This window comes from Sphingobium sp. BHU LFT2 (assembly GCF_018604485.1).
Lineage (GTDB): Bacteria > Pseudomonadota > Alphaproteobacteria > Sphingomonadales > Sphingomonadaceae > Sphingobium > Sphingobium yanoikuyae_A.
Genome location: NZ_JAFCGW010000012.1, coordinates 152,719 through 178,269, shown reverse-complemented (window position 1 = coordinate 178,269; position 25,551 = coordinate 152,719). Strand labels below are relative to the sequence as shown.

General features: G+C 66.3%; 19 protein-coding genes. 5 read left to right on the top strand and 14 right to left on the bottom strand.

Features of this window, described 5'->3' with window-relative positions; all coding sequences use genetic code 11:
- Nucleotides 1–4: 4 nt before the first annotated feature.
- The 4 genes from JQK15_RS19925 to JQK15_RS19910 form a co-directional block, all read right to left on the bottom strand.
- The gene (locus JQK15_RS19925) at nt 5–538 is read right to left on the bottom strand and encodes a MauE/DoxX family redox-associated membrane protein (RefSeq protein ID WP_214867145.1); all 534 of its coding nucleotides are present in this window, start codon (nt 536–538) and stop codon (nt 5–7) included.
- A 2-nt stretch (nt 539–540) separates the two neighbouring features.
- On the bottom strand, nt 541–1,719 hold the full coding sequence (locus tag JQK15_RS19920) for an amine dehydrogenase large subunit (protein WP_214867143.1): 1,179 nt from the start codon (nt 1,717–1,719) through the stop codon (nt 541–543).
- 145 nt (nt 1,720–1,864) lie between these two features.
- Complete coding sequence (locus JQK15_RS19915) at nt 1,865–3,046, bottom strand: MFS transporter (RefSeq protein WP_214867141.1); 1,182 nt, start codon at nt 3,044–3,046, stop codon at nt 1,865–1,867.
- A gap of 74 nt (nt 3,047–3,120) precedes the next feature.
- Nucleotides 3,121–3,774, bottom strand: coding sequence for a TetR/AcrR family transcriptional regulator (locus tag JQK15_RS19910; RefSeq protein ID WP_010338492.1), 654 nt, complete (start codon nt 3,772–3,774; stop codon nt 3,121–3,123).
- Nucleotides 3,775–3,987: 213 nt separating this feature from the next.
- Between JQK15_RS19910 and JQK15_RS19905 the strand changes: the two genes are divergently transcribed.
- Nucleotides 3,988–4,467, top strand: a complete 480-nt coding sequence (locus JQK15_RS19905) for a c-type cytochrome (protein WP_125990092.1) — start codon at nt 3,988–3,990, stop codon at nt 4,465–4,467.
- 103 nt (nt 4,468–4,570) lie between these two features.
- Nucleotides 4,571–6,442: a bifunctional sugar phosphate isomerase/epimerase/4-hydroxyphenylpyruvate dioxygenase family protein gene (locus tag JQK15_RS19900; protein ID WP_214867138.1), complete on the top strand. Its 1,872-nt coding sequence runs from the start codon at nt 4,571–4,573 to the stop codon at nt 6,440–6,442.
- Nucleotides 6,443–6,448: 6 nt separating this feature from the next.
- Here the strand turns inward: JQK15_RS19900 and JQK15_RS19895 are convergent, their stop codons facing one another.
- From JQK15_RS19895 to JQK15_RS19870, 6 genes are all read right to left on the bottom strand, one after another.
- Nucleotides 6,449–7,762 carry a carbohydrate porin gene (locus JQK15_RS19895; RefSeq protein WP_214867136.1) on the bottom strand — a complete coding sequence of 438 codons (1,314 nt, stop codon included), beginning with the start codon at nt 7,760–7,762 and terminating at the stop codon, nt 6,449–6,451.
- Nucleotides 7,759–8,655 carry a shikimate dehydrogenase gene (locus tag JQK15_RS19890; RefSeq protein WP_214867134.1) on the bottom strand — a complete coding sequence of 299 codons (897 nt, stop codon included), beginning with the start codon at nt 8,653–8,655 and terminating at the stop codon, nt 7,759–7,761. The genes JQK15_RS19895 and JQK15_RS19890 overlap by 4 nt, the downstream gene beginning before the upstream one ends.
- A gap of 26 nt (nt 8,656–8,681) precedes the next feature.
- Complete coding sequence (locus JQK15_RS19885; RefSeq protein WP_097384421.1) at nt 8,682–10,037, bottom strand: MFS transporter; 1,356 nt, start codon at nt 10,035–10,037, stop codon at nt 8,682–8,684.
- Between the two features lie 151 nt (nt 10,038–10,188).
- Nucleotides 10,189–11,094 carry a LysR family transcriptional regulator gene (locus JQK15_RS19880; protein WP_214867132.1) on the bottom strand — a complete coding sequence of 302 codons (906 nt, stop codon included), beginning with the start codon at nt 11,092–11,094 and terminating at the stop codon, nt 10,189–10,191.
- 158 nt (nt 11,095–11,252) lie between these two features.
- Entirely contained in the window at nt 11,253–13,946 is a 2,694-nt protein-coding gene (locus JQK15_RS19875; protein WP_125997515.1) for a TonB-dependent receptor domain-containing protein, read from the bottom strand.
- Between the two features lie 73 nt (nt 13,947–14,019).
- Nucleotides 14,020–15,654 carry a serine hydrolase domain-containing protein gene (locus JQK15_RS19870; protein ID WP_214867129.1) on the bottom strand — a complete coding sequence of 545 codons (1,635 nt, stop codon included), beginning with the start codon at nt 15,652–15,654 and terminating at the stop codon, nt 14,020–14,022.
- Nucleotides 15,655–15,933: 279 nt separating this feature from the next.
- On the opposite strand from JQK15_RS19870, the gene JQK15_RS19865 reads away from it, so the two are divergent.
- From JQK15_RS19865 to JQK15_RS19855, 3 genes are all read left to right on the top strand, one after another.
- Nucleotides 15,934–16,599, top strand: a complete 666-nt coding sequence (locus JQK15_RS19865) for a response regulator (RefSeq protein ID WP_214867127.1) — start codon at nt 15,934–15,936, stop codon at nt 16,597–16,599.
- 27 nt (nt 16,600–16,626) lie between these two features.
- The gene (locus tag JQK15_RS19860; RefSeq protein WP_214867125.1) at nt 16,627–18,117 is read left to right on the top strand and encodes a sensor histidine kinase; all 1,491 of its coding nucleotides are present in this window, start codon (nt 16,627–16,629) and stop codon (nt 18,115–18,117) included.
- Between the two features lie 92 nt (nt 18,118–18,209).
- Nucleotides 18,210–19,634 carry a CapA family protein gene (locus JQK15_RS19855; protein WP_214867122.1) on the top strand — a complete coding sequence of 475 codons (1,425 nt, stop codon included), beginning with the start codon at nt 18,210–18,212 and terminating at the stop codon, nt 19,632–19,634.
- A 51-nt stretch (nt 19,635–19,685) separates the two neighbouring features.
- Here the strand turns inward: JQK15_RS19855 and JQK15_RS26980 are convergent, their stop codons facing one another.
- The 4 genes from JQK15_RS26980 to JQK15_RS19840 all read right to left on the bottom strand — a co-directional run bounded on the left by JQK15_RS26980 (nt 19,686) and on the right by JQK15_RS19840 (nt 25,312).
- A complete protein-coding gene (locus tag JQK15_RS26980) occupies nt 19,686–20,153 on the bottom strand; it encodes an SbcC/MukB-like Walker B domain-containing protein (protein ID WP_251007889.1) in 468 nt (155 codons plus the stop codon).
- 1,073 nt (nt 20,154–21,226) lie between these two features.
- The gene (locus JQK15_RS26975; RefSeq protein WP_251007885.1) at nt 21,227–23,128 is read right to left on the bottom strand and encodes an ATP-binding protein; all 1,902 of its coding nucleotides are present in this window, start codon (nt 23,126–23,128) and stop codon (nt 21,227–21,229) included.
- The gene (locus JQK15_RS19845; RefSeq protein WP_214867120.1) at nt 23,125–23,793 is read right to left on the bottom strand and encodes a DUF4194 domain-containing protein; all 669 of its coding nucleotides are present in this window, start codon (nt 23,791–23,793) and stop codon (nt 23,125–23,127) included. The genes JQK15_RS26975 and JQK15_RS19845 overlap by 4 nt, the downstream gene beginning before the upstream one ends.
- A complete protein-coding gene (locus JQK15_RS19840) occupies nt 23,783–25,312 on the bottom strand; it encodes a Wadjet anti-phage system protein JetA family protein (RefSeq protein WP_214867118.1) in 1,530 nt (509 codons plus the stop codon). Before JQK15_RS19840 ends, JQK15_RS19845 begins: the two co-directional genes overlap by 11 nt.
- Nucleotides 25,313–25,551 lie beyond the last annotated feature (239 nt).

The window sequence follows — 25,551 nt, the reverse complement described above, 5'->3', positions numbered from 1 at the left end:
AGGTCTATCTCCGGTAGGCGGCGGCGGGCGTGGCGATCAGCGCCAGGATGGCGCCGAGCAGATGGAAGGCGAGGAACAGGGCGATGCCGCCAGCGGCGGCGGTGGCGATGTCCAGCACGGACAGTGGCGGGGCGGGCAGCAGGCGCGGCGCGACGAGCGCGACCAGCAGCAGGTTGCGGATCACCAGCGGCCAGCCGATCGGATGGCGCAGTTGGGAACGTCCGCAACCGCAATCGATATGGCTGCGCCCGCGCGCGATGTTGATCGCCATCGCGCCGGCAAAGAGGCTAAGCAGCAGCATGGCAAGCAGCACCGGCACCGGAGCCAGGCCGGCGATCAGCGTGGCGCCGATGGCGATCTCCGCCAGCGGCAGCAGGATGGCGGCGGGGGCCACCAGCGCCGGCGGTAGCAGCCGGTAATTGGCGATCACGCCGGGCAGCAGGATGCGGTGGCGCAGCTTCGACAGGCCCGCCTGCAACAGGATGAGGCCGATCCCGATGGCAGCCGCCAGCGCGGCGATCGCCAGGCCCTGCGCCATGATCAGGACGGGTCCGCGACCGTGATGGTGCTGCCGCCGGCCTTCTCGATCTTGTGCTTTTCCTCCCAGGTGGCGAGGTCGATGACAAGGGCTGTGCCCTTTTCGCCGTCCATGATGAGCAGCGGCTTGTCTGACTGGGTGACCTCGATATTGTTCATCGGCTCTTCCAGCGGGCGGCGCTTCACGACCTTTTGCGTGGCGAGATCGACTTCCCACACTTCCGTGCCCGATGCCTTGTGCGACCAATATTCGCCCATGTGCATCAGCACGAACAAATGGCCGGTCGCGCGGTGCAGCGCCATCGGCTGGCGCCCGCCCGGATACCAGTTTAGCTCCAGCGGCTTGGTTTCGCCTGGTCGGATGCCGGCGGCGGCCTGAATCGAGAAGGGCGCGGAGATGGTCGGCGCCGGGCCAAGCTTCGCGGTCCAGATCTGGCCGGTGTAGCTCAGGAAGGTCGTTTCCTTCTTCTTCCGGTCATAGGTGAAATTGTCGAAGATCGGATCGTCGGTGGCCGAGAAGAAGGGCGCGCTATGGGTGATGTCGGCCTTGCTGCCGGTCAACTTCACGGTGGCGAGCGACCCGTCGGCGCACAGCGCGGAAAAGCCGACGCCCGGATTGGGCATCATGCTGGCGCAGCCGGGCAGTTCGACATTGGCGACGAATTTGCGCTTCACCAGATCGACGATGTTCACCGAGGAGGCGGGGCTGAGATTATAGACGAAGCCGATCTTGCCATCGTCGCTGATGATGAAGTTGTTCTTGCGCGATCCGATCAGGATGCGGTCGGGAATGGTGATTTCGGTGACCAGCTTCAGCTCGCGCGTGTCATAGACCGACACCATGTCCTGCCGCGTGCCGCGATCGCCCTTCGACCAGATGGTTTCGGCGACATAATAATATTGGCCGGCCGGATCGATCGCCATGTCGGCGAGGCGCCGGGTTTCGACCATGCCCACCATCTTGCCGGTCTCGCCGTCGAAGATGCTGGTGCCCGGCATGTCCCATCCGCCGTCGACGAAGAACCAGTTGGGCTTGGGCGGCTCCATCGTCACGACATCGGACGTTTCCGGCTCCAGCGCGGCCGTGGTGTCGGCGGGCGCGGCTTGGGCGGTGATAGCTGCGCACAGGGCGAAACCCATGGCGGCGGTGGCGAAAAATCCCCTGACGGCGGCGCTCGACATCTGGCGTGATCCCCCTTGATCGGTGCGGCGGCGCTGGACTCATCTGGTCCGCGTTTCGCCGCTGGAACGAAGGCTGGACAAGTGTCAAGGATTGGTCAAGAGGGCGAAGGCGCTTCTTGCCAAATATTTTTGCGCCGCAGCAAAATTAAGCGATAATCTCGTACACGCCCTCGATCCGGGGCAGGCGCAGACTGTCGGGTGCAGCAGCGACCAGCAGCGCGAAACAGCCGCCGGTGAGCGCGACCAGGGCGCCGTCGACCAGCCCTTGTTGCCCCAACCCGTCGGACAGCAGCGATCCCGCCACCGGCCCGGCGATCATGCCCAGGCTGTGGACGCAGGCGACGAAGCGGCGGAACAGCGGACTGCCGCCGCCCGCTGCCGTGGCGAGGCCGGAAAAGCGGATGATCGTGGCGGTCGACCCGATATTGAGCAGGCCGATCGCCAGGATGAACAGGGTCGGCGCGCCGGGCCGGGTGAGGGCGAGCGGGGCGAGCAGGCAGAGGCCCGACAGCAGGCCGGTCAGCGGCAGCGGCACGATGCTCTGTTCGCGCATCAGTGCGATCGCGGTCAGCGCGCCGATCACCGATCCGATCGCCACTGCCTCGCCGATCACGCTGTCGTCGATGCCGGCGGCCAGCGCCAGCGCGCCGGAAAAGCTCCAGATCATCATGGTGGCGGCGATGAAGCAGAACAGGGCGACGGCCAGCGCCCAGGCGCGCGGCGGGGTGGGCGCGCGTTCATTGGCGTCGTTGGTGGGCGTCTGCGCTGGATCGGCGGCCGGCATCAGCAGGCTGAGCAGCAGCACGCCGATCGGCGCCAGCGCCAGCAGGCGCAGCGCAGCGGCCGGCCCGGCGCTGTCGCCGATCGCCGGCAGCGCCAGCGCGACCAGGGTGGACAGCAGCAACTGGACCAGGAAGACGGCGGCATAGGCGCCGGTCGGGCGCTGCGAGGCGGCGGCGCTCATCGCATGGGTATAGGCGACGCCCATGCCGACGCCGAACAGGCCGCGCGCGACGATGAGCGTTGCCAGCTCGTCGAGCGCCGGCGTTATCAGGCTGGCTGCCAGCGCGATCAGCGCGGCGAACGCCGGCGCGCTGGTGGGCAGATGCGCGCCGCCGCGCCAGACCAGGATCGCGCCGATCGCCATGCCACCCTGGGTCGCGCCGACGATCCAGCCATGATCGGACGGATCAAGCCCGGTGGCGGCGGTCAGCAGGGTCAGGAAGACGGGGTCGATGCCGGGCTGCAGCAGCGCGAGCGCGGCGGCGGCGATGCAGGCGATGGTCCGGTCCGGTGCCCATCCGGGCAATATACGGCTTTGCGTCATGATGGCCCCCACAGCATGAACAGGCGCCGGTGGCGCCCCTGCCGTTCAGACCATCTCTCCCCCTTGGGGCGGCGTCAGGCCGCTTCTGTCATCAGCCCTGCAAGATCGCGCGAAGTCACCGTCTTGGCAAGATGCACGAACGACATTGCGGCGAGCGCGGTAAAGACCGGCATCTTGGCCGCCCAGGGCTTCTGATGCCCCAGGAACGGCGTCGATCCTTCCATCGATGCGCTGATGAACAGGGCGACGCTATGCACCTCGTCCGGGGTCAGGGCCGGATTGATCTGCGCCACATATTCGCCGATCACCTCATGCACCTTGCTGTAGAACAGCCGCACCCGGTCGGCGACGAACTCGCTCTGGTTGGCGAGCGCCCAGAGTTCGGTGAACAAATGGGTGGTGCGCTTGGTCTGGATATCCTCCAGGCACAGGATGATGACCAGCTTCAGCCGTTCCTCGGCGGTGAGGCCGGGCTTGCGCACCATCTCCTCCAGCAGCTTGTCATAGGATTCCAGCATCTCGTCCAGCATCACCTGGATCAGCATTTCCTTGCGCGGGAAATGATAGCTGACATTGCCGACCTTCATGTCGCAGCGCGCGGCGATGCGGCGCAGGGTGAAGGCATCGGCACCCTCGTCGATCAGCACGTCCAGCGCCGCCTTGAGGATCTGGTCCACCGTTTCGGACCCGCGGGCATAGATGCCGGGCCGTGAGGGAGCGAGTATCATATCACATCTGCCTTGGCGGTCCTCCTACCACGGCGCGGCGCGGTTCGCCACCCTTTGCGCATCGCTCGCAACGGTGGGCTTGACGAATATTTGAAGACTGTCCAGTATTCGCGCATCCACATAATCTTGGGAAGAGGCGTGAAATCCGGTGCGGCACCCTGTCGGGGGCGGCTTCCGGGGCAAACGTCCATATGTGCGGGGACATTTCAGGCGATGATTCAGGGTATCAAGCGCGTCACATTCTCTCTGATGGCGGTTGCGGCGGCTGGTTTGCCGGGGGCGGCACAGGCGACCGGTCCGCAGACCTTCGCCAATCGCTGCTCCATGTGCCATCAGCCCTCGGGCGCTGGCCTGCCGGGCCAGTTCCCGCGCCTCAATGGCCGGGTGGCGCAGATTGCGACCAGCCCGGAGGGGCGGCGCTATCTCGCCATGGTGCTGCTCTATGGCATCTATGGCCCGATCACCGTGGACGACAGGAAGATCACCGGCCTGATGCCCGGCATGGGCACCATGTCCGATCAGGATATTGCCGATGTGCTGAATCATGCCGTGTCGCTCAAGAAGGCGGCCAAGCCCGCCGCGCCCTTCACCGCGGCCGAGGTCGCCAAGGTGCGCGCCGGCGGCAAGCAGACCGCGGCGCAGGTCGCGGCCGAGCGCGGCCGGCTGGCGGGCAAGGGGCTGATCCCGTCCTGATCCGGGCGCCCATCCTATAACTCTATGCTATGGGATAGTCGGTCTTGAGCGGTTAAACGGCGGTGCCGGGCTGTGGGATAAGGGGACTCCAAGGAGATCCCCCATGTCCAACGCCATCGCCACCGTCTCGCTGCGCGGCACGCTTGAAGAGAAATTGCGCGCCGCTGCCGCGGCCGGCTTCGCCGGGGTCGAGATATTCGAGAATGACCTGATCGGGGCGGAACTGGCGCCGCGGGACGTGCGGCGCATGCTGGACGATCTGGGCCTGGCCTGCATGCTCTACCAGCCCTTCCGCGATTTCGAGGGGATGCCGGGCGCGCTGCGCCAGCGCGCCTTCGACCGGGCCGAACGCAAGTTCGACCTGATGGGCGAACTGGGCACCGATCGCATCCTGGTCTGCTCCAACTGCTCGCCGGCCTCTCTGGGCGAACGGGAGCGGATCGTCGACGATTTCCGCGACCTGGGCGAGCGGGCCGCCAAGCGCGGCATCCTGGTCGGTTATGAGGCGCTCGCCTGGGGTCGGCATGTGTTCGATCATCGCGATGTCTGGTCGATCGTCGAGCAGGTCGACCATCCCCATATCGGCATCATCCTCGACAGCTTTCATTCGCTGTCGCGCAAGATTCCGAGCGAGAGCATCCGCGATATCCGTGGCGACAAGATCGTCTTCGTCCAACTCGCCGATGCGCCGCTGCTCGACATGGACCTGCTCTATTGGAGCCGCCATTTCCGCAACCTGCCGGGACAGGGCGGCCTGGATGTCGCCGGCTTCGTCGCGGAGATATTGGCCACCGGCTATGACGGGCCGTTGTCGCTGGAAATCTTCAACGACCGGTTCCGCTCCAATGCGGCGACCCTGGTGGCGGAGGACGGGCATCGTTCGCTCGACTATGTGCGCGACGCGGCGCTGCGGCAGTTGGGGCGCCCGTCGACCATGCCCGCGCCGGAGCCGGTGCTGGGCGCCGAGTTCGTGGAATTCACCACTGCCAGCGCCGATTCCGCACGGCTGGGCCGCACGCTGGCGACACTGGGCTTCAGCCTTGCCGGCGAGCATCGCCAGAAGAAGGTGACGCGATGGCGTCAGGACGGCGTCAATCTGGTCGTCAATGCCGAGCCCAAGGGCTTTGCCAGCGCCTATCGTGCAGCGCATGGATCGTCCATCTGCGCGATCGGCGTGCGGGTGAGGGACAAGGCGGCGGTGCAGGCGCGCGCGGCGGCGCTGGGGATCAAGGCCTATAGCGCGGAAGGCCGCCCCGGCCGGATGGCGATGCCGGCGCTGCGCGGGGTCGGCGGCAGTCTGGTCTATCTGATCGACGATAATGAGGTCGAAGGGCTGTGGGCGCGCGAGTTCCAGGCGATCGAGGCAGCGCCCGATGCGCCGGTCCATGCCCATGGCTTCGATCATCTCGCCGCCGTCGTCCATAATGACGAGTTCCTGTCCTGGCAGCTTTACTGGCGTGCCCTGTTCGGGCTGGAGGCCAAGGCGGCGCAGGATGTGATCGATCCGTCGGGGCTGGTGCATAGCCAGGCCTTGCAGGCGCCCGACGGCGCCTTCCGCGTGACGCTCAATGCGTCGGATGCGCGCGAGACGCTGTCGTCCCGCTTCCTCGACCAGGGGATTGGCGGCGGCTATCAGCATGTGGCGCTGGCGACCGACGATATCTTCGCGACCGCGCAGGCACTGCGGGACGAGGGCGCGGCGGTGCTGACCATCCCGGCCAATTATTATGCGGACATTGCCGCCCGCTTCGGCTTTGACGATGCGCTGGTGGCGCGGATGCAGGCGCTGGGCATCCTCTATGACGAGGATGCCGATGGTCACGGCTTCTGGCAGCTCTACAGCCGCGCCTTCGACAAGCTGTTCTTCTTCGAGTTCGTCCAGCGCGATCGTGGCTATACGGGCTATGGCGCACCCAATGCCGGCGTCCGGCTGGCTGCGCAGAACCGGTTCCGCGACGAGAATCCCGTCGATTGAGCGGGATCAGAGGATCAGCTTGATCGTCATGCCGGCCACCACCGCATCGGGATAGCGGCTCGTCGCCCCGACGCGGTGGATATATTGGAGGTTGGGACGCAGCAGCAGGGCGCGGGTCGCCTGCCAGCCATAGAAGATTTCGCCGCTTGCTTCCCAGCGCTGCGGATCGACATCCTGGCCCAACGACTGCTGGTCGCGCTGGCGATCGGCGATGCGCGGATTGACCCTGGCATACACGAGGCCGAGGCCGAAATTGTCCCTGGGCCGATTGTCCCACAGGCCGCGCGCGACGAAGCCGCCGCTCAGGAACAAGGGGACGCGTGCGGTCGCCCGGTCGGACAGGGTCATGGTGCCGAACAGCGACAGGCCGCGTTCGCCGGGGCCGAAGCGGACGATCATCTTTTCCGCCATGGCCCAGGCGCTCCACCGTTCGCGTCGGGTGGCCGGGGCGAGGCCGGACAGGGCGTAGGAATCGCCATTGGCGTCGGCATAGACATCGGGCTTGTCGGTCGTGTCGATCAGGCCGCCGACCCGGACCAGGCCGGGCAACTGTCCCGCACCCTGACCCGACTTCCAGCCCAGTTCGACCGGCAGGACGACACTGTCGAAACGCGGCGCCAGTTGCCAGCCATTGCCGGTCTGGGCGCGGATGCTGTTCACTTCGAAGGCGGCGACGCTGATGCTCAGCCCATGGCCGATGTCCTGCCGGGCGCGAACGCCCCAGCGCGGGATCGGGAAGCCGGAAAAGCCGCTATTGTAGAACAAGGTGGTCGGGCGCGGGCAGAAGGCGAAATTCTGGAACTGGCAGCCCGAGGGCAAGGTCGCGAAATCGTCGCCCGTATGGTAGAGGCCGATCTTGAGCGCGGTCCGGCCGCCGTTCAACTGCTGCTCATAGCTTAGTTCCGCCGGGCGCAGATCCTGCCCGCCGCCGAACAGTTCCTGCACCTCGAACAAATTGCCGATGCGGGTGGCGGTCAGATCCTCGCCCTTGCGATGGATGATCGTCGCGATGATCTTGCCGCCTGAAAGGCCGAATGCCTTGCCGGTGTCGATGACCGCCGATGCCAGCAATTGCTGGGTGTAGGCCGCGCCCTGATCGCGGCCGCCGCTGATCGATGCGGCGCTTTCGGAGACATAGGAGAAGGTGAGGTTGACGCCGCTGTCCTTCAGACGCGTGCGCCAGCCGGGCTGGGGCGCGGCCGGTGGCGGGGGTGGGGGCGTCTGAGGTCCGGCGGGCGGACCTTGCAATTGCGGCGCGGGTTTGACCGCTTCGGCGACCTGGACGGGCAGGACGATGGCGGGGGGGCTGTCGGCGATCATGGCGCGACAGCCGCATCGGTCGCGCGGGCAAAGTCCGCCAGCATGCGATCGCTGTCCGGCGCGACCCCTGTGAACAGGGCGAAGGCATGGGCCGCCTGCATCACCGCCATGCCGCCGCCGGTCAATATGCCGCAACCCTTCGCCTGCGCGGCCATCAGCAACGGGGTGTGCAGCGGGAAATAGATGATGTCCGACACCCATTGATCGGGCGTCAGCAGATCGGGATCGAACGGCAGGCCGGGATGGCTGAGCATGCCGATCGGGGAGGTCTGGACCACGCCATCGGCGTTCGCGATGGCATCGGCCGCATGGGCCATGGCCTGCACCCGCGCCGCCGGGAAGAGCGCGCCAAGCCGATCGGCCAACGCCGCCGCGCGGTCCTGTGCCGGATCGACGATGGCAAGATGCGTCGCGCCAAGGTCGAGATGGGCGTAGCCGACCGCTGCCGCCGCGCCGCCAGCCCCGATCATCGCGATCCGGCCGCGCGGGCGATCGGCAAGGCCGGCGAGGAAATGGGCGCGATAGCCCGACCAGTCCGTATTGTCGCCATGGGCCCGGCCGTTGCGGAACAATAGGGTGTTGACCGCGCCCAATGCCCGCGCTGCGTCGGACAGGCTGTCGAGCAAGGGCATGACCGCCTGCTTGAAGGGATGGGTGACGTTGATCCCGTCAAAGCCCATCGCCCCCAGCATCGGCAGCAGGCGGGGCAGGTCGTCCGCGCCATAGCCCATCCGATCGGCATCGAGGATGCGGTAGACGAGGGTTAGGCCGAGCGCCCTTGCCTCTGTTTCGTGCATGTGCGGGCTGCGCGATCCGCCGATGCCCTGGCCGATCAGGCCGCAGAGAATGGACGCGCGGGGGCGATCCGCGACGGGCGCGGGGGACTGCAACATGGCATTATCCTTGGAAGAGGGGGCGGTCAGTCGGCCTTGGGCAGGCGGATCATCGCGGCGCAGATGCCCGCGATGACGGCCGGCACCGCGAAGACACCGAAGATGACAGGCAGTGAGACTTTCGCCGCGAGCAGGAAGCCGCCCAGCATCGGCCCGATCACCGCGCCGATACGGCCGACGCCCATGGCCCAGCCGATGCCGGTGCCGCGTGCTTCGGGCGGATAGAGGCTGGCGGCGAGCGGGTAGCAGCCGTTGAAGCCGCCCTGGACGAAGACGCCGATCAGGAAGGCGGTGGCGAGCGTCGCGACCAGCGGCATGGCGACCGATCCGAACAGGACCAGCGTGACGGCAGCGGCCGACATATAGCCCAGGATGAGTCGGCGCAGGTCGAAATGGGTGCCGGCGATGCCGATCAGGGTCACGCCGACAAAGGCGCCGATATTGTAGATGGCGCCGGCATAGATGGCGTCCTTGGCCGGCAGGCCGGCCTCGACCGCCAGCTTGGGAATCCAGCTGATGACGAAATAGAGCGTCATGAAGCCCGAGATGGTGGCCATCCACAGCAGGATGGTGCCGGTCGCGCGGCCATCGGTCAGCAGGCCGCGCACACCGGCCTTGTTGGCTTCATGCACCTTCTTGGCGGGCAGCGTGTCGACCGCCGGCTGGCCCATCGAGCGGAGCAGGCGGTTGGCCTTTTCCAGCGCGCCTTTGGGCTGGCGGCTGAGCAGGAAGTCGATGCTTTCGGGCAGCAGCAGCCAGACGAAGGGCAGGGACAGGGTGCAGAGGATTGCCGCGCCCAGCAGCATCGCCTGCCAACCATAGATGGGCAGCAGGTTGGCGACGACGAAGCCGGTGATGGTGGCGCCGACCGGATAGCCGGCCTGGAGGAAGCCAACCGCGAAGGTGCGGTGCCGGGGCGGGGCATATTCGGCGGTCAGCGCCGCCATGCTGGCCAGCACCGTGCCGATGCCGATGCCGACGATGAAGCGGCTGACGATCAGTTCGCCGATATTGGCGGCCATGGCGGAACCGAACATGGCGCCGGCCATCATCACCAGCGACGCGAGGATCAGCTTGCGGCGGCCGAACCTGTCGGCCATCGGCGCGATCAGCAGGCCGCCGGCGGCCATGCCGGCCAGCCCGGCGCTGAACACCACGCCCAGCCGTTCGGGCGTCACCTGCCAGTCGGTCGACAGGGCGGGGGCGATATAGGACAGGATCAGCACGTCCATGCCGTCGAGCATGTTGAGGATGAAGCAGATGGCGACGACCAGTATCTGGCGCGCGGTCCATAGGCTGTCCGATGCGACGGGCGCAGCCTGGCCGTCAACGGTCACATAGGGCCGCACGGACACGCTGCCGGTGGCGGAATAGCTGGCCATCTCGAATAATGCCTTTCATCCTCTCGCGGCGCCCTGCGCCCTTGCCTTGTTTGTCCGGTGGCCTGTCGGCTTCTATTCTGCGGATGGCTATGCCTCATCCATTCAATAGGTAATTTCCACCGCTCCAGATGCGCTTCGCTATATCGCTATGTTATGGATTTGGCGGGCGCGGCAGGGCGAGCATCGCACTGCGGGCAATCTCCTCGAAGGTTTCGCCGATGATGGCGCGCGGCGATTCCATATTGCGGTTGATATAGACCGGAAGCACGCCGGGGTCTTCAAATTCCAGGAAGCGGACGGTGTCGGCATGGGGCTGCATCGCGGTGAAGCTGTCGACCAGCGCCACGCCCATGCCGTTCGCGACGAAGGCGACCGCGGTTTCGGCGAAGCGGATATAGGTGGAAACGTCCGGTTCCTGCCCGGCGCGGGCAAACATGTCGGCGATGATCCGGCCATGGGGCGTGTCGGGGCGGAAGGATTGCAGTTGCGCGCCGGCAAGGTCCGCCACGCCGATCCGGTCACGATCCGCCAGCGGATGATGGCTGGGCACGGCGCAGACCATGCGCCCGGCACCGATCCGGCTGGACAGGATGTTGGGATGGTCGATCGGAAAGACGGTCAGCGCATATTCGCCGCGCTGGAGCGCGAGATAATCGATCGCCTGCTCGACCGAGAGAATGTCGAACTGGATGGTGAGGCCGGGATAATTGGCGCTGAGGCGGGCCAGCATCTGGGGCAGGATAGAATGGCCGAGTGAGGGCGATGCGCCGACGCGAAAGGTTTTGTCCTCCCCCTTGGCCAGCCGGCGTATGACATGGGCGAGGTCGTCGAAGCCCTTGTAGATGCGTTCGATCTCCTCGAACAGCACGCCGGCTTCCTGGGTCGGCACCAGCCGGCCGCGGGTGCGGTCGAACAGGCGGAACTGCAGCCGGTCTTCCATATGGCCGAGCATCCGGCTGAGGCCGGGCTGGGACGTGCCGAGCATCCGCGCGGCGCCGCTGACCGTCTTGGTGATCATGACGGCGCGGAAAATTTCTATCTGTCGAACCGTGAGCATCGAACGTCCATGATCCTGCACCGGATGGATAGCGCGTGCTAGCCCAGCGGGGCGGCGCATGAAAGCCCGCCGCGTGGGTGCCGGTCGTTCGAAGGCGGGTTTTCAATGTGCGCGGGCAGGGGGCAAGGGGTTGCCCGCGCACATCGATCAGCCAGGGATCAGAAGCGAACCTTGGCACCGACCGTCATGTAACGGCCAATCGTGTCATAGTGGATCGCGCCATAGGTGGTCAGCGGCGGATCGCGGTCGAACAGGTTGTTGACGTTGGCGAACAGGGTGAACTTGTCGACATTCACCTGGGCGCCGAGGTCGACATAGACGCGGGCGGCGATGTCGTTGTTGGCGATGTCCAGCGCATGGTTGAACTTGCCGCCGCCGACATAGCGGACGCGGGCGTCGACCGAGACGTCCTGGCTGCTGTAGTTGATCGACCCGGTGGCGCGCCAGTGCGGCGTGCCGAAGCTGACATTGTCGCCCACGTCACCGGCACGGTCGACGCTGGTCATGCCGTCGTTGATCAGCACCTTGTCGACATAGGTGGCAAGGCCGCGGAAGCGCATCGTGCCGCCCAGGCCGCCGCTCACCTTGCTCAGCGGCAGGGTGTAGCTGGCCTCGATATCCACGCCGGCGGTCTTGTATTCGGCCAGGTTGATATAGGTGGTGTAGATGGTGGTCGGGGCACCGGCAGTGTCACGCACGATCTGGCTGCACAGGTCGGTATTGCCGTTGGCACAACCGCTGATGACGTCCTGCGCGCCCAGCGAGGTGATCGCGTCCTTGAGCTTGATGTTGTAATAGTCGACCGACAGGTTGAAGCCCGGCAGGAAGGTCGGCGTGAACACCGCGCCGGCGGTCAGCGTGCTGCCGATTTCGGGCTTCAGGTTCGCATTGCCGCCGCCATAGCGGGTGATCGAGTAGGTGCTGCCATTTTCCGCGACCGTGGTGAAGCTGGTCGTGGTGGTGGTGTAGAGTTCCGCCAGGCTGCCGGAGCGGATGTCACGCGACCGCGACACGCGCAGCAGCAGATTGTCGAAGATGCGATCGGTCACACCCAGCTTCCACGACCAGATGCCACCGCTGGTGCTGTAGCGGCTGTAGCGGGCCGCACCGTTGACATCGAGCTTGCTGAACGGCTGGTCGAGCAGCGGGATGGCGACTTCGCCGAACGCTTCCTGGACGTTGAACCCGCCGTCGAGCGGCGAGAAGTTGAAGCGGCTGAAGCCCTTGGCGGCCGAGGTGGCGTCGAGGCTGTTGGTGACCTGCTCTTCCCAGCGGGCTTCCGCACCGAAGGCGACCGAAACCGGACCGGCCCAGGTGGAGAAGGGGTCGCCGCGCAGGCTGGCGCCGGCGCTGTCGAGCTTGGTGGTGTAGACGACGCGGGCGACATTGCCGAACACATAGTCGATCGCGTCCTGGCTGGCGGCGCCGGTGCCCAGGATGTTGAGCGGGCGGCAGGCGGTCGTCGGATCGGTGAGCGCCGTGCGGCAGACGATATTGCCGCTGCTGTCGGTCACGGCATCCAGCGCGGCGGTCAGGTTCGCGCCGGTGATCTGGTTGTCATAGCTCTGCATGTTGCGGTTTTCGCCATGGCTGTAATAGGCCGAATAGCGCCATTTGCCGTCCGCGAAGCTGCCGTCGACGCCGATCGCGCCTTCCACATTCTGGCGATAATAGCCGAAGGTGCGATAGCCATAATCCTCGAAGAAGCGGCCAACCTTGATGCTGGTCTCGCCGGCGGCGGCGAGTTGATCGCGGATCGACTGCGACAGATAGGGATTGCTGGCCGACAGGGTGTAGGTGCCATTTTCCGCATAGAAGGGATATTTGGCCCAGATGCGGCTGTAGCTGCCATCCGCCCAGAAGGTGGCGTCGCCAACCTCGAAGCTGGCGCGGGCATAGCTGTTGACGCGCTGATAGGGGTTGGTCAGCGCATATTCGTCGTTGGTGGCCACGCCTTCGCCGCCGACCATGGTCGAACCGCTGATCTGGCTGCCATATTGGAAGGCGCGCAGCGTGCCGTCCGAATTGAAGGTTTGGCCCTTGAGCGTGCCCGAGGTGATCAGGCCGCCGAGGCTGGTGGTCGAGCTGTTGACGTCGCGCACCAGGATATAGTCATGGTCGCCCGTGGTGGGCGAGAAGAGGTTGGCGCTGCCGACATTCTTGCGAGAATTGCGGTCGAGAATGCCCTCGTCATTCTGATATTCGGCGCCGATCATGAAGTGGCCGCGACCGTCGGCGAAATGGGTGCCGAAGGTGCCGTCGAAGCTGTAGCGATAGCCGTCGCCACGCGACGACACGCCGTTCTGCGCGCCGATGGTCAGGCCTTCCAGATCATCGTCGAGCATGATGTTGACGACGCCGCCGATCGCGCCCGAGCCCCAGGCTGCGCTGGCGCCGCCGGTGACGATCTCGACCCGCTTCACCAGGCCCTGCGGCACGGTGTTGAGGTCCGACGAGCCGGTGAAGCGGCGGTTGTTGAGCAGGGTCAGGGTGCGGGTGACGCCGAGGCCGCGAAGGTCCATTGCTGACGAGGAGGAGTTGGTGTTGGCGACAGTGCTGGCCGGCGACTGGGTCGCGCGGAACTGCGGCAGGTCGTTCAGCACCTGGGCGATGCTGGGACGGGCGCCCTGGCGCAGTTCGCTTTCGCCCACGACGGTGGTCGGGGTCGGCGCGTCGAAGCCCTTGCGGTCGATGCGCGAACCGGTGACGACGATCGAACCGGCGTCATCGTCAGCGGCGGGCGTGCTGTCCTGTGCCATGGCGACCTGCGCCGTGGCGAGCGACAGGACCAGGGCGGCCCCGGCGCTGCCCGCCATCAGCAGGCGGCGAAATCCAGTGTCTTCAATACGCATTTCCAATAGTCCCCTTTTGCTCTTGCTTATGTTGTGGCCGCGACCCGAGCGGCTCTTGTGTGATGGCTGAAAATCAGTCGGCGACGCGGCGGAAGGCGACGTCGTAGGCACGCCCTTCGCCAAAGCGCAGCGCGGTGACCGCGCCCGATGCGTCGCGTTCGAACTTGACGGTGATGCGGCCGGCACCCGGCGCGGCCTCGCCGGTGAAGACGTCGGCATAGGCGGGGCTGAGCGGTGTGTTGTACCAGCGCGGGCCGCTATAGGTCAGCGTGTCGCCCTGCTGCTTGAAGCTGAGGCAGGCGAAGGTGTCGACGCCGCAGAAGCGGCCGACATAGGGCTTGGCATCGAAAGCGGTGACGGCGTCGACCTTGCGATAGGCGATCTTCTCGCCCTCGCGATGTTCCAGCGTCAGGCCGGTCTTGCCGAAGGCGAAAATATCCTCGCGCTGTGCCCAGCGGCCCGGACCCACCGGGGTCAGCACCCGGCCGTCGGCGCGCAGATTGCCCTTTTCGTCGCTGTCGAAGCGGACCGGGAAGCCGGTCATGCCGTCGGCATAGGTGCCCGAGGGCAGCGGCCCCTTGGGCGTATAGACCTTGGCCTTGTAGGCGGGCAGGAAGATGTCGGCGACATCGCGGCCCAGCACCGGCGTATCGGCATTGCCGGTATTGCAGAGCAGCGACACGGCGAGCTTCTGCTGCGGATAGCGGGCCATCCAGGCGCGGTAGCCGCCGGTCGAACCGCTGTGGCTGACTTCCTGCTGGCCATGATGGTCGAGATTCACCAGCGCCAGTGCATAAGCGATCGGCGTGCCGTCATTGAGCTTGGTCGGCGTCTGCATTTCGGCGGTGAAGCCGGTGCCGAACGTGTCGGCGTCGAGCGCCGCCTGCCACTTCACCAGATCGCCGACCGTCGTCAGCAGGCCGCCATTGCCATAGGCGTCCTCGATCACCTGGTCGTTGCGATAGACGCCATCGTCGAATTCATAGGCGCCGGTGCGGCCGGGCACGACATCGCCATGGTCGTCGCGCCAGCGTGTGTGGGTCATGCCCAGTGGCTTGAAGATATGATCCTGGGTGAAGTCGGCGAGCGACAGGCCGCTGACCCGCGCGACGATGATGGCGAGCAGGTTATAATTGCTGTTGCTGTAGAGATAATGGCTGCCGGGCGCGAAGTTCAGTTCCTTCTGGCGCGCGACGATGTTCAGCATGTCCTGATTGTCGGCGGTGCGGCTGTTGCGCGGCCAGCCCTCGATCGCGGCGACCGAGCCCCAGTCGCGCAGGCCGCTGGTGTGGTGCAGCAGGTGGCGGATGGTGACGGGTGTGCCGTAATCGGGCATTTCCGGCACGACCTTGCGGATGTCATCGTCCAGCGACAGCTTGCCGGCATGGGCCAGCATCAGGGTCGCGGCGGCGGTGAACTGCTTGGAGTCCGATCCGGCCTCGAAGATGCTGTCCGGGGTGAGGGGGACGCCCAGTTCCAGGCTGGCCATGCCATAGGCGCGGGTAGCGATCGCCTGGCCATTGCGCGAGACGGCGACGGCGCAGCCGGGGGCGGTCTTGCTGTTCCAGCGCGCAAACAGCGCGTCGAGACGGGCGAGCGATGCGGCATCAGCCGGGGCCGGGCTGGCCGATTGCGCCATGGCGGCAGCGGGCAGTGCCGCAGCCATGCAGATGAGCGCCCCCGCGAGCGAGGACCGAACGGTCGTCATATCAATGTTCCCCTTGTGCGCCCGAAGCGCTCTTGCCGCGCTGCGATCTGTTTTTTCTGGCGGCGCGTACGGCGGAAAATCCGTCGTCGTCCGTCTTTCCTGGCGAGTCCTAACCGGAGTCGCTGTCACGAACCTGACACAGAGAGGGGTGAGGCGGCCGATCTTGCAATCAACGGCAAGATAAGGGCTTTTTATTTGGTATTTGCATTCCTGCTGCGGATGCGTATCGCAATTTAATGTCGATCGAGGGTGCCTGCCGGGATCGGTAGGAGTGCTGTAATGCGTTTGTTGCTGGTGGAAGATGATGAGCGTCTGGCGCGGGGGATCATGGCCTCGCTGGAAGGCGCGGGCTTTGCCGTCGACATATTGACCAGCGGCGAGGATGCGTTGCGGCTGGCCGATCAGGAACCCTATAGCGCGATCATCCTGGACCTGGGCCTGCCCGACCTGGACGGCCTGGAAGTGCTGAGCCGGCTGCGCGCGCGGGGCGCACGGACGCCGATCATCATCCTGACCGCGCGCGACATGATGGACGACCGGATCAATGGCCTGGATCGCGGGGCGGACGATTATATGGCCAAGCCCTTCGACCCGCGCGAACTGGAATCGCGGGTCCGCGCGCTGGTGCGGCGCAGCCAGGGCACGCTCGATCCGGTGCTGCGCATCGGCACGCTGACCTTCGACCGGTCCAGCCGCACCGTCTATCTGGAGGGCAGCATGATCGACCTGCGCCGACGCGAACTGGCGGTGCTCGAAACGCTGATGGGCCGGCCGGGCAAGGTGGTGGCCAAGGAAAGGCTGTCGGCTGAAGTGTTCAACTTCGACGATGCCGTCACGCCCAATGCGCTGGAGGTCTATGTCGGCCGCCTGCGCCGCAAGTTGCAGCCGTCAGGCCCGTCGATCCGCACGATCCGCGGCCTGGGCTATATGATCGAAGCGGCCTGAGCGCCGGACTGATCGACCGCCACACATATGCGCAGATTGTCTTCCTCGCTGCGGCTGCGCCTGACCGGCGCGGTGATGATGCCGCTGACGGCGCTGGTGCTGGTCTTTTCCGTCATCACCGCACTGGTCAATCACAATACCGAGGCGGACACGGTCGATCGGGTGCTGGTGGGGTCGGTCCGGACGCTCAGCCTTGCCTATAACAGCCCGCCGGCCGACCAGAAGCGGCTGGTGCCGCTGGTCATCCACCTGCTCCGGCGCCGCGCCCGGCCGGTGGTCCATTACAGCGTCTATCGTGGCGATACGCTGGTCGCCGGCGATCCAAGCCTGAAGCCGCCCGCCGACTATCGCGCGGACTGGGACGGCGTGACCGATCGCCATCCGCCCGCGACCTTCAAGAATGCCTATCGCAAGACGCCGCTGGTGCGCGGCTATCTCGATCCGGCGGACGCCCATTATGTCACCCAGGCGGCCTATCTGCGCAGCGGCACGCTGCACGGCAAGCCGGTGCGGATCGCGACCGAGATGCGCCGCGCCTATGGCGATGACAGGCTGATCGCGATCCAGATTGCCGACTATCTGGATGATCGGTCCGCCTATGAACGGCTGTTCCTGCGCCAGGTGCTGCTGGTCGGCGTCGCGGTGCTGCTGGTCACCGGGCTGCTCTTCTGGTGGGCGATCCGCTGGGGACTGCGACCGCTGTCGGACCTGACGGGGCAGGTGGAGGCCGCCCGGCGCGAGGCGTCGCCGGCCTTCCGCATGGAAATGGCGGAAGCTACGCCGGTTGAGATCAAGCCGTTCGTCGCGGCCTTCAACGGGCTGATGGCGCGCCTGGAGCGGGCGACCAATTCGCTGCGGCAGTTCACCTCCAACGCCTCGCACCAGATGCGCACGCCGCTCGCCGTGGCGCGGGTCCATCTCGACGTGCTCGATCGCTATGGCGCGGCATCGCCGCAGGGCAAGGCAGCGTTGCAGGACATTCCCCACGCCATTGACAGCCTGGAGCAATTGCTGCGCCAGCTGATCGCGCTCGCCCGCAGCGAGGAGGATGGCGACATGCGCATGGGGCCGTTCGACCTCTCCGAAGTCGCCGCGGACGTGATTGCCGATCGCGCCGCCCAGGCGCCGGCCGATATCGAGATCGGCTATGACAAGGCGATGGTCGGTCCGGCCATGGCAATCGGCCAGCCGGGGCTGGCGGCGGAGCTGATCGGCAACCTGCTAGACAATGCGATCCGATACAACCGGCCGGGCGGCACCGTGACCGTCCATCTCTATCGCCGCGAGGGGCAGGCGATGGTCGACATCGACGATGATGGTCCGGGCATTCCCGAGGCGCAGCGCGAGAAGGTGTGGGACCGTTTCTATCGCTTGCCGGGCAACAGCGCGACGCCGGGCACCGGCCTTGGCCTGCCGATCGCCCGCGCGCTCGCCGACCGGATGGGGGCGCAGATCAGCCTCGCCGACGGACGGACCGGCCGGGGGCTGTGCGTCACCATCGCGTTTCGCGCGGAATAGGTCCAGCGAACAGAAAAGCCTGTCCCGGCGACAGGTTCATGTCAGCCCGACCGGCTATCCCCGACACAAAGTTACAAAGGGGAAGTCCGTTGATGCTGTCCAAGATTCTTCGCCGCCGCGCAGTGCGCAGCCTGTCGCTGGCCGGCGCCGCGCTGATGCTGACCGCGCCGATCGCGGCCCATGCCGAGGAAGAGGAAAGCGGTGGCCAGCTGTCGACCAGCCGCGTGCCGACCAGCCCGATCACCGGTGATTTCAGCTTCGCGGCGGTGGGCGACCTCATCTATCTGCGTCCAATGCTGGCGACGATCGAGCAGCAGTCGCCCGACATGCTGCGCATCCTGCGTGGCGCGGATGTGACCTTCGGCAATTTCGAGACGACCGCGCTCGACCTCAAGACCTTCAAGGGCTCCCCCCAGGCGGAGTCGGGCGGCACCTGGATGCTGGCCGACCCCGCCGTCCCGGCCGATGTGGCGAAGATGGGCATCGACATTGTCGGCCACGCCAACAACCACGCCACCGACTGGGGTGTGGAGGGGCTGTATGACACGCTGGCGCTGCTCGACGGCGCGCATATCGTCCATGCCGGCACCGGCCGTTCGATGACGGCGGCCCGTGCCCCGGCCTATTATGACGGGCCGCATGGCCGCGTCGGGCTGGTGTCGGCCACCACCAGCTTCACACCGATGACGCCGGCCTCCGATCCACTGGGCCAGGTACCCGGCCGTGGCGGCGCCAACACCATCCGCAGCGTCGAGGTCGGCCTGGTGTCCGATACCGACCTGGCGACGATCGCCCGGCTGGCGGGCACCAAGGCCGGTGCGCCGGTCAAGATGAAGGGCCGCGAATATCGGGCGACGACAATCCCGACCGCACCGATGACGATCGAATATGATCTCAATGCCAAGGATGTCGCCGCCAACATGCTGGCCGTGCGCCAGGCCAAGCAGAATGGCAATTTCGCCGTCTTCTCGCTGCACAATCATGAACCCGGCAATGCCAGCCAGACGCCCGCCAATTTCGCCCAGGGGCTGGCCCATCAGGCGATCGATGCCGGCGCCGACGCCTATGTCGGCCATGGCCCGCACCAGCTGCGCGGGATCGAGATCTACAAGGGCAAGCCGATCTTCTATTCGCTCGGCAACTTCGCGATGATGAACAACAGCCTGGATGACCTGCCTGCCGACATGTACGACCAGTTCGGCATCACGCCGGGCAGCGTGACCGCGCCCGAACTGCTGCAGGCACGTGGCGCGAAGGAATTTGGCGATCCCAACCTCTATGAAACGGTGATCGCGGTGAGCCATTACAAGGATGGCCAGCTGAGTGAAATCCGCCTCTATCCCGTTGACCTGGGCGTCAATGCGACGGGTGCGGGCAAGGGCGTGCCGCACCTGGCCGATGCCACCGTGGGCGCGCGCATTCTGGAACGGCTGCAGCGCCTGTCCGCGCCGTTCGGCACGAAGATCGAGACGGTCAAGGGCGTGGGCGTGATCCGCGTGGCAGCTTCGCGCCCCTGATCTAATGGCGGCTTCAGGGGCGCGGGACGGCGCCCCTGAAGCCGGCCTGTCCTAGTCCGCGCTGTCCAGCGCGAAGAGGTCGAGCCGTTCGGCCAGCGCGGCATCGTCCAAATGTTGCGGGTTGGCGGCGCGCATCTGGGTGCGGGCATGGGGCTTGATGCGGACGGCTTCGGCGCTGGCATTGTCGCCATGGCGGAACACGTCGATCACGCTGTCGAGATTTTCATAGACGACCGCGCGCTTTTCCGATGGCGCAGCGATCACCACCTGCAGCCCGATATCGTCGTAAAATTCGAGCAGGGTGCGCTGGTTGGGGCCGTCCATCTTGCTGAACGCCTCGTCGAACACGGCAAGGCCCAGGCCCAGTTCCGACCGCTCATATTGCCGGCGCGCGCCATGATAGATGCTGGCCAGCGCCGCGCCGATCACCACATAATAGGGCACCTGCCGCTCCGCACCGCTCGCCGTGCCCTTGCGCTTGTCATAACTGGTGGTGCGCCCCTTGTTCACATCCTCCATGCGCAGGTCGAAGGTGAAATAGTTGCGGTAATCCTGATAGGCCGAGAAATCGAGGGACTCGTCGCTCAGCAGCCGTTCGACCTCCGCCAGCGCCTGGGCATGTTCGGCGTCGCGCGGGGCGGCCCGGCCAAAGAGGGCGTCGAAGGTCAGTTCGTCATGCTCGCTCTCGCGCGCCAGCCGGTGGAGCGCGGCAAACTCCTCCTTGGGACGGGCATGGAGCGTGTAGATCTCGCCATGGAGCGGCCGCATCCGCAGCGCGCGGGTGAGATTGTCCAGCTCCGAACGCAGATCGTTGAAGCGGGCGTTCAGCTCATGGATGAAGGCGGTGCGGAACAGCTGGCCGATCTGCTCGGCGGCTTCGTCGGCCTGGCGCCGATACTGGATCAACTCATTGTCCTCCAGCGCCGCGATATTGGCGACAAGCCAGGGCTTCACCTCGGTCGCGATCGCGCCGGGCAAGGCAATAGGTGCGCTATTGTCGAAATCGGCGCGATAATGGCCCAGCGTCTCGCGAATTTCGCCTTGCAACGCCTGATAGGCGTCGCGGGCCTCGTCCGCGCGCTTCATCATCTCCTGCACCAGTCGGGGCAGGGGGCGTCCGCGCTGCTGGCGATAGGCCTCGCGCAGGATCGAAAGGCTGGCCGATGAACGCACCCGATCCTTGAATAGGGCGCGCCGCGAGCGCAGGCAGAGCCAGGAGCCGGGCTGGGCATCGCCCGCATCCAGCCGCCGCTGGATTTCGATCTTGGCCTGGCCAAGCTGGCCGCGCCGGTCGATCAGTTCTTCCTTTTCCTCGGTAGCGCTGCGCAGTTGCAGCTTCACCTTGTCCAGATTGTGCTGGATCGCCGGGTCGACCGTCATCGCGATCTTGTCGATCCGGTGCTGCAGTTCGGTGCGGCTTTCCTCATGCTGGTCGATCGCGGCGACCAGCAGGTCGAGCCGGTCGGCCGGATCGACATCGGCCATCAGCGGCAGCAGCTTGCGATGAATATCGTCGTGGAACCGCTCGGTTTCGGCATGGACGGCGATCAGCGCCTGACGATCCTCGATCCGGGCAAGCAGTTCGGCCTCCATCAGCGGGGCTGCGGCCCGGCCGATCTTGAGGTCGCGGGTGCGCAGCACCTCGACCACGATGCCACTATTATAGGCGCCATCGCGCATGATCGCGCGGCCGCCCGCCAGCAATTCCGCCTGGGTGCCGGCGAGGCGCACCTGGCCGGTGCGGAAGCGCAGGAAGGCGATCGCCAATGGGTCGTCGCTGGCAAAGACGGTGGCGAGGGAATCGGTGTCGAAGCCGGGCGGCTGTTCGGCGAGGCGGCGGCTGTTGATGACCCGGCATCCGCGGAAGCCGTCACGGTTGGCGCGCACGATCTCGACCGCGCGGGACGCATGTTCGGGATCGACCAGGATCGCCTCGCGGTCGCGCCCAAGCAGGGCCTCGGCCGCTTCGCGCCATTGCGGATCGACGATTTCGGCCACCTGGCAGAGCGTGCGCGGACGCATATTCTCGCGCTCCAGCGCGGCGTCAGGCGGATGGTGCGATCGTCCAGGCTCACCTGGCCGGCGCGCGCCTTGTCGCGGCGCGCGACCAGATCGGCCAGTTCGTCCTGCAGGCCGCGCCGCTGGGCGATCGCCTGGTCACGCCGTTCCTGGATCTTGGCGATGCTATCGATGGCGCTGCGGCGGGCGGTAGCGATCAGATCCTCCATCGCCAGCGGATCGCGTGGCCATGTCGGCGGCTCCAGCCCGTCGCTGTGCTGCCGCAGCGCCTCCAGCGCCTGGAACAGGGCGCCGAGCTTCAGGGGCGCGAGCCGCTCGCGATGGTCGAGCAGGCTGGCGCCGAGCGCGGCCGCACGAAAACGGGCTTCGAGCCGTTGCACGACGCCGGTGCGGGCCAGGTCCACGGCCTTGAGTTCGCTGGCGACCACGGCCCGCTTGCCGGCGGCGCCCTCCGCCACGGACTGGGCGAGCAGGCTGTCCTGCCGATCGCCCAGTGCCGCGATCTCCGCATCACAGCGGCCGATATCCTGCTGGATGTCATCCAGTTCCGCCAGCGTGTCGCGCCGTTCGCGCAGATTGGCGATCAGCGCGGCGCCCGCCTCGATCATGGCGGCGAGGCGGGCGGTGCCGCGGGCGACATCCTCCCGTTCCAGCGAGGTGACGAAGCGGGACACGAGTTCGGCCAGCGCCCGCAGCGCGTCGAGCCGCCGTTCCAGCTCATGCACGTCCTTCTGGATGTCGCGATAGCGCTGGATGCCCTCGCGCAGTTCGCCGATGTCGATGTCGTTCCGGGCGAGCAGGAAATTATGCACGAAGCCCTCGACCGAGCGCATATCCTCGAACGACAGGGCCATGACGAAGGCGCGGATGAAGCGATCCGGGTCGCTGTGGCGCCGGCCGGTGAACAACTGGCGCATATATTCGCGGATATGGTTGCGCGGGCCGTCGGGACGAATGAGCTGGGTGCCGGCTGCCTCGCACGCCTGTTCCAGCCGTTCGCGCACCAAATTCCAGGGCGCCGAGCGCTGCTGGCCGCCGTCCAGATTTTCGATCAGCAGGTCGGTATCCACCCGCACGCCGGGCGCGATATAGCGGCCGACCACCTGTGCATCCTCGATCGCGGATGCCTCGACGCACAGGCCCACGCTCACCGGTGGGCGCATGCCGTCGGGGTCGTCGAACGTCAGCACGATGTGGGTGACGGATTCCTGGCGCAGAAATTCATGTTCGTTGAGCTGGCCGAGGCAATAGCCGCGCAGCGTGCGTTCCGACTTGCGGCTGCCGGTTTCGCCGGCGGAACGATTGAACTGATACCAGCGCCGCGAACCGCCGGTCATCACCGCCTGGATGAGGTCGATCAGCGTCGATTTGCCGGAGCGGTTCTGGCCCAGCACGGCGGTGTCGCCGCCGACGGCCAGATCCTCGCGACCGAACAGATGCCATTGCACCAGTGCGATATGGGCAAGCTGCATCATGCGACCTCCTCCTCGTCGGCATCATCCAGGTCGATGACGGGCTCCTCCGTCTCGCTTTCCTGATAGTCGCCGCCGGCCAGCAATTGTTCGAGATGGGCCATGAACTCCTCGCCCGCGACGGTGGCGATCAGCGCGCGGATGGTGATCGGCATGTCCTCCAGCTCTTCGTCGATGTCGCACATATGGACGATCGCCCGGCGGTCGAGTGCGGTGACCAGCGCTTTGAACTCGTTGATGCCCAGCGTCGCGCGGCGGGCACGGGCGACCATGTCCTGATAGGCGTCATAGGCGGCGTTGAGCGTCACCATCACGCTGCCATAGCGTTCGACATCGCCTTCCTGGATGCCTTCTTCCCACAATCGGCGGAACAGCAGCAGCACCAGCGTCTCGTCGATCCGCATGCGCGGATGGCCGATCTGTTCGGTGTCGGGCAGGATGCCGGCCCAGCCCTCGCTTTCGCGCACCACGAGCCGATAGCCCGCGACTTCGAAATAATCCGCCACCAGTCGCTCGACATCGGGGCGGAGCAGGACTTCGAGCAGGGCCGATGAGCCGCGATCCTGCACATGCAGGAACTGATGGCGCAGCAGTTGGCTGATCGCCTGGGTCACGCGGTGCATCCGGCGCGGATCGAGCGCCTCCAGGGTCTGAAATTCACTGAGCATCTTGTATCTCTGGGGTCACGGCATCGCCGATGCGCGAGACGGTGAAGCCCGCGCAGTGCAGCCAGTCATTGTCGATGGTCGATCCGGTATCGACCGAGAAGCGGAAATGGGGCGCCAGATGGTTGGCGATGGTATTGCCCCGGCCATCGGCATCGGCGGCCAGCACCGACAGGCGCAGGGCTTCGAGCGTCAGGAAATCATCGACCGTCTCGATCGCGAAGCGGCTGGCCTCGCCCGATCCGAAGGGCGCCACGCGCCGTTCGAGGAAGCGGCTGACCTGTTCGGGCGTGACGGCCAGGCGGGCCAGATAGTCCCGGTCCAGCCGCTTGCGCCATTCGCGCAGGGGATCGGGCGGCGGCAGGACCAGCAGCCCGCCCGAAACCGTCGAACGATAGGTGCGCGGCCGCGCGAGCAGGGCGGGGGACCAGTAGGACCGGCGCGGTTCCAGCAGGCCGGACATGGACGGCGCCATATCCTGCCCATCCGTGCGGGCGAGCAGCCGATCGAGTTGCAGCAGCATCGGTTCGCTGCGCTGGAGGAAGCTGTTGCCGCGCCGTCCGGCATAGCGGACGGTGTTGCGCAGCCGCGTCTCCAGCCGGCTGCGATGCTGCTGGATGCGCTCGAAAGCCTCCTCGATCTGGTCGAACACGCGCCGCACCTTGTGCAGGTCGTCATAGACCAGATCACGGGCGGCGGACGGATCGGGCGCCAGCCGGGCCTCATGATAGGATTCGGCGATGGCGGCGACGTCGGCGATCGAATCCTCGATCGCGTCGAGCGCGGTGAAGATGCGATGGCGGAAGCGATAGGGGTGGGAGGTGGTCGAGATGGCCGCATAATCCTGCAGCAACAGCTTCTCGACGAAATCCTCGAAATAATGGCGCAGCCTGCGGCCGACGCTGTCGCTTTCCACCACCCGCTTGTCGATGTCGCGCAGCGCGCTCAGCACGCTGCGCAGATAGCGGCCGAAGCTGGCGGCGTCGCGCGCCGCCTTGTGCAGGCCAGGGGCATTTTCCCGTGCATTGCGCTGCAGCGCTTCCAGCTCGTTCTTCACCTGGATGACGAGGCCGCCAAGCTGGTCGGACAGGCCTTCGCGCAGGCTGCAGAGAAATTCGGCCAGGCGCATGGCGCCGGCGGGCATGTCGACCGTGACCTTCAGGCCATAGCGGCTTTCCTCGATCCAGCCGGTTGCCTGCAGTCGGTTGTAGATATGCCGGGCGCGCATCATCGCCGCGCTGGTGGCCTGCGCGTCGGCGGCTTCCAGCTTGCGCCGGCGCACGCGGCGGCCCGGTCGCGCGGCCAGCTTGTCCAGCACCACCGGGCTTTCATCCTCGCGCCACAGCTCCGCATTGTCGCCCAGCAGCGTGTAGATCAGCTGGACGACCTCACCCTGGGTCGGGAAATGCAGGTCGGACCGGTAGAAGCCCTCATAGAGGCCGATCAGCACGCGCTCGTAGAGAAAGCGGTTCGACCCGGCGAACAGCGCGAAGATATCGGAATGGAGTTGGCCGAACAGCATCAGGTGGCACCATGAACGGCCGGGCGGGACGCGCGATCTGGCGCGGTCGCGGCGATGGAGTCATCGCCGGTGCGCTGATGGTCGGACAGGGACGGATGATGGGCAGGCTGGCGCATTGTCCTCGGCGCTGCCGGAGAAGCGCCTCCAAGGGCCGGGCGCAGCGTTGCACACGACCATAGACAGGGGCTCGTCCGGCAAAAATATGGGTTCGGGCGGCGCAGATGCCATGTTCGGGCGAG

Coding starts and splice junctions, on each gene's coding strand:
- JQK15_RS19925 (WP_214867145.1), bottom strand. CDS start 538: ATGGCGCAGGGCCTGGCGATCGCCGCGCTGGCGGCTGCCATCGGGATC.
- JQK15_RS19920 (WP_214867143.1), bottom strand. CDS start 1,719: ATGTCGAGCGCCGCCGTCAGGGGATTTTTCGCCACCGCCGCCATGGGT.
- JQK15_RS19915 (WP_214867141.1), bottom strand. CDS start 3,046: ATGACGCAAAGCCGTATATTGCCCGGATGGGCACCGGACCGGACCATC.
- JQK15_RS19910 (WP_010338492.1), bottom strand. CDS start 3,774: ATGATACTCGCTCCCTCACGGCCCGGCATCTATGCCCGCGGGTCCGAA.
- JQK15_RS19905 (WP_125990092.1), top strand. CDS start 3,988: ATGATTCAGGGTATCAAGCGCGTCACATTCTCTCTGATGGCGGTTGCG.
- JQK15_RS19900 (WP_214867138.1), top strand. CDS start 4,571: ATGTCCAACGCCATCGCCACCGTCTCGCTGCGCGGCACGCTTGAAGAG.
- JQK15_RS19895 (WP_214867136.1), bottom strand. CDS start 7,762: ATGATCGCCGACAGCCCCCCCGCCATCGTCCTGCCCGTCCAGGTCGCC.
- JQK15_RS19890 (WP_214867134.1), bottom strand. CDS start 8,655: ATGTTGCAGTCCCCCGCGCCCGTCGCGGATCGCCCCCGCGCGTCCATT.
- JQK15_RS19885 (WP_097384421.1), bottom strand. CDS start 10,037: ATGGCCAGCTATTCCGCCACCGGCAGCGTGTCCGTGCGGCCCTATGTG.
- JQK15_RS19880 (WP_214867132.1), bottom strand. CDS start 11,094: ATGCTCACGGTTCGACAGATAGAAATTTTCCGCGCCGTCATGATCACC.
- JQK15_RS19875 (WP_125997515.1), bottom strand. CDS start 13,946: ATGCGTATTGAAGACACTGGATTTCGCCGCCTGCTGATGGCGGGCAGC.
- JQK15_RS19870 (WP_214867129.1), bottom strand. CDS start 15,654: ATGACGACCGTTCGGTCCTCGCTCGCGGGGGCGCTCATCTGCATGGCT.
- JQK15_RS19865 (WP_214867127.1), top strand. CDS start 15,934: ATGCGTTTGTTGCTGGTGGAAGATGATGAGCGTCTGGCGCGGGGGATC.
- JQK15_RS19860 (WP_214867125.1), top strand. CDS start 16,627: ATGCGCAGATTGTCTTCCTCGCTGCGGCTGCGCCTGACCGGCGCGGTG.
- JQK15_RS19855 (WP_214867122.1), top strand. CDS start 18,210: ATGCTGTCCAAGATTCTTCGCCGCCGCGCAGTGCGCAGCCTGTCGCTG.
- JQK15_RS26980 (WP_251007889.1), bottom strand. CDS start 20,153: ATGGAGGATGTGAACAAGGGGCGCACCACCAGTTATGACAAGCGCAAG.
- JQK15_RS26975 (WP_251007885.1), bottom strand. CDS start 23,128: ATGATGCAGCTTGCCCATATCGCACTGGTGCAATGGCATCTGTTCGGT.
- JQK15_RS19845 (WP_214867120.1), bottom strand. CDS start 23,793: ATGCTCAGTGAATTTCAGACCCTGGAGGCGCTCGATCCGCGCCGGATG.
- JQK15_RS19840 (WP_214867118.1), bottom strand. CDS start 25,312: ATGCTGTTCGGCCAACTCCATTCCGATATCTTCGCGCTGTTCGCCGGG.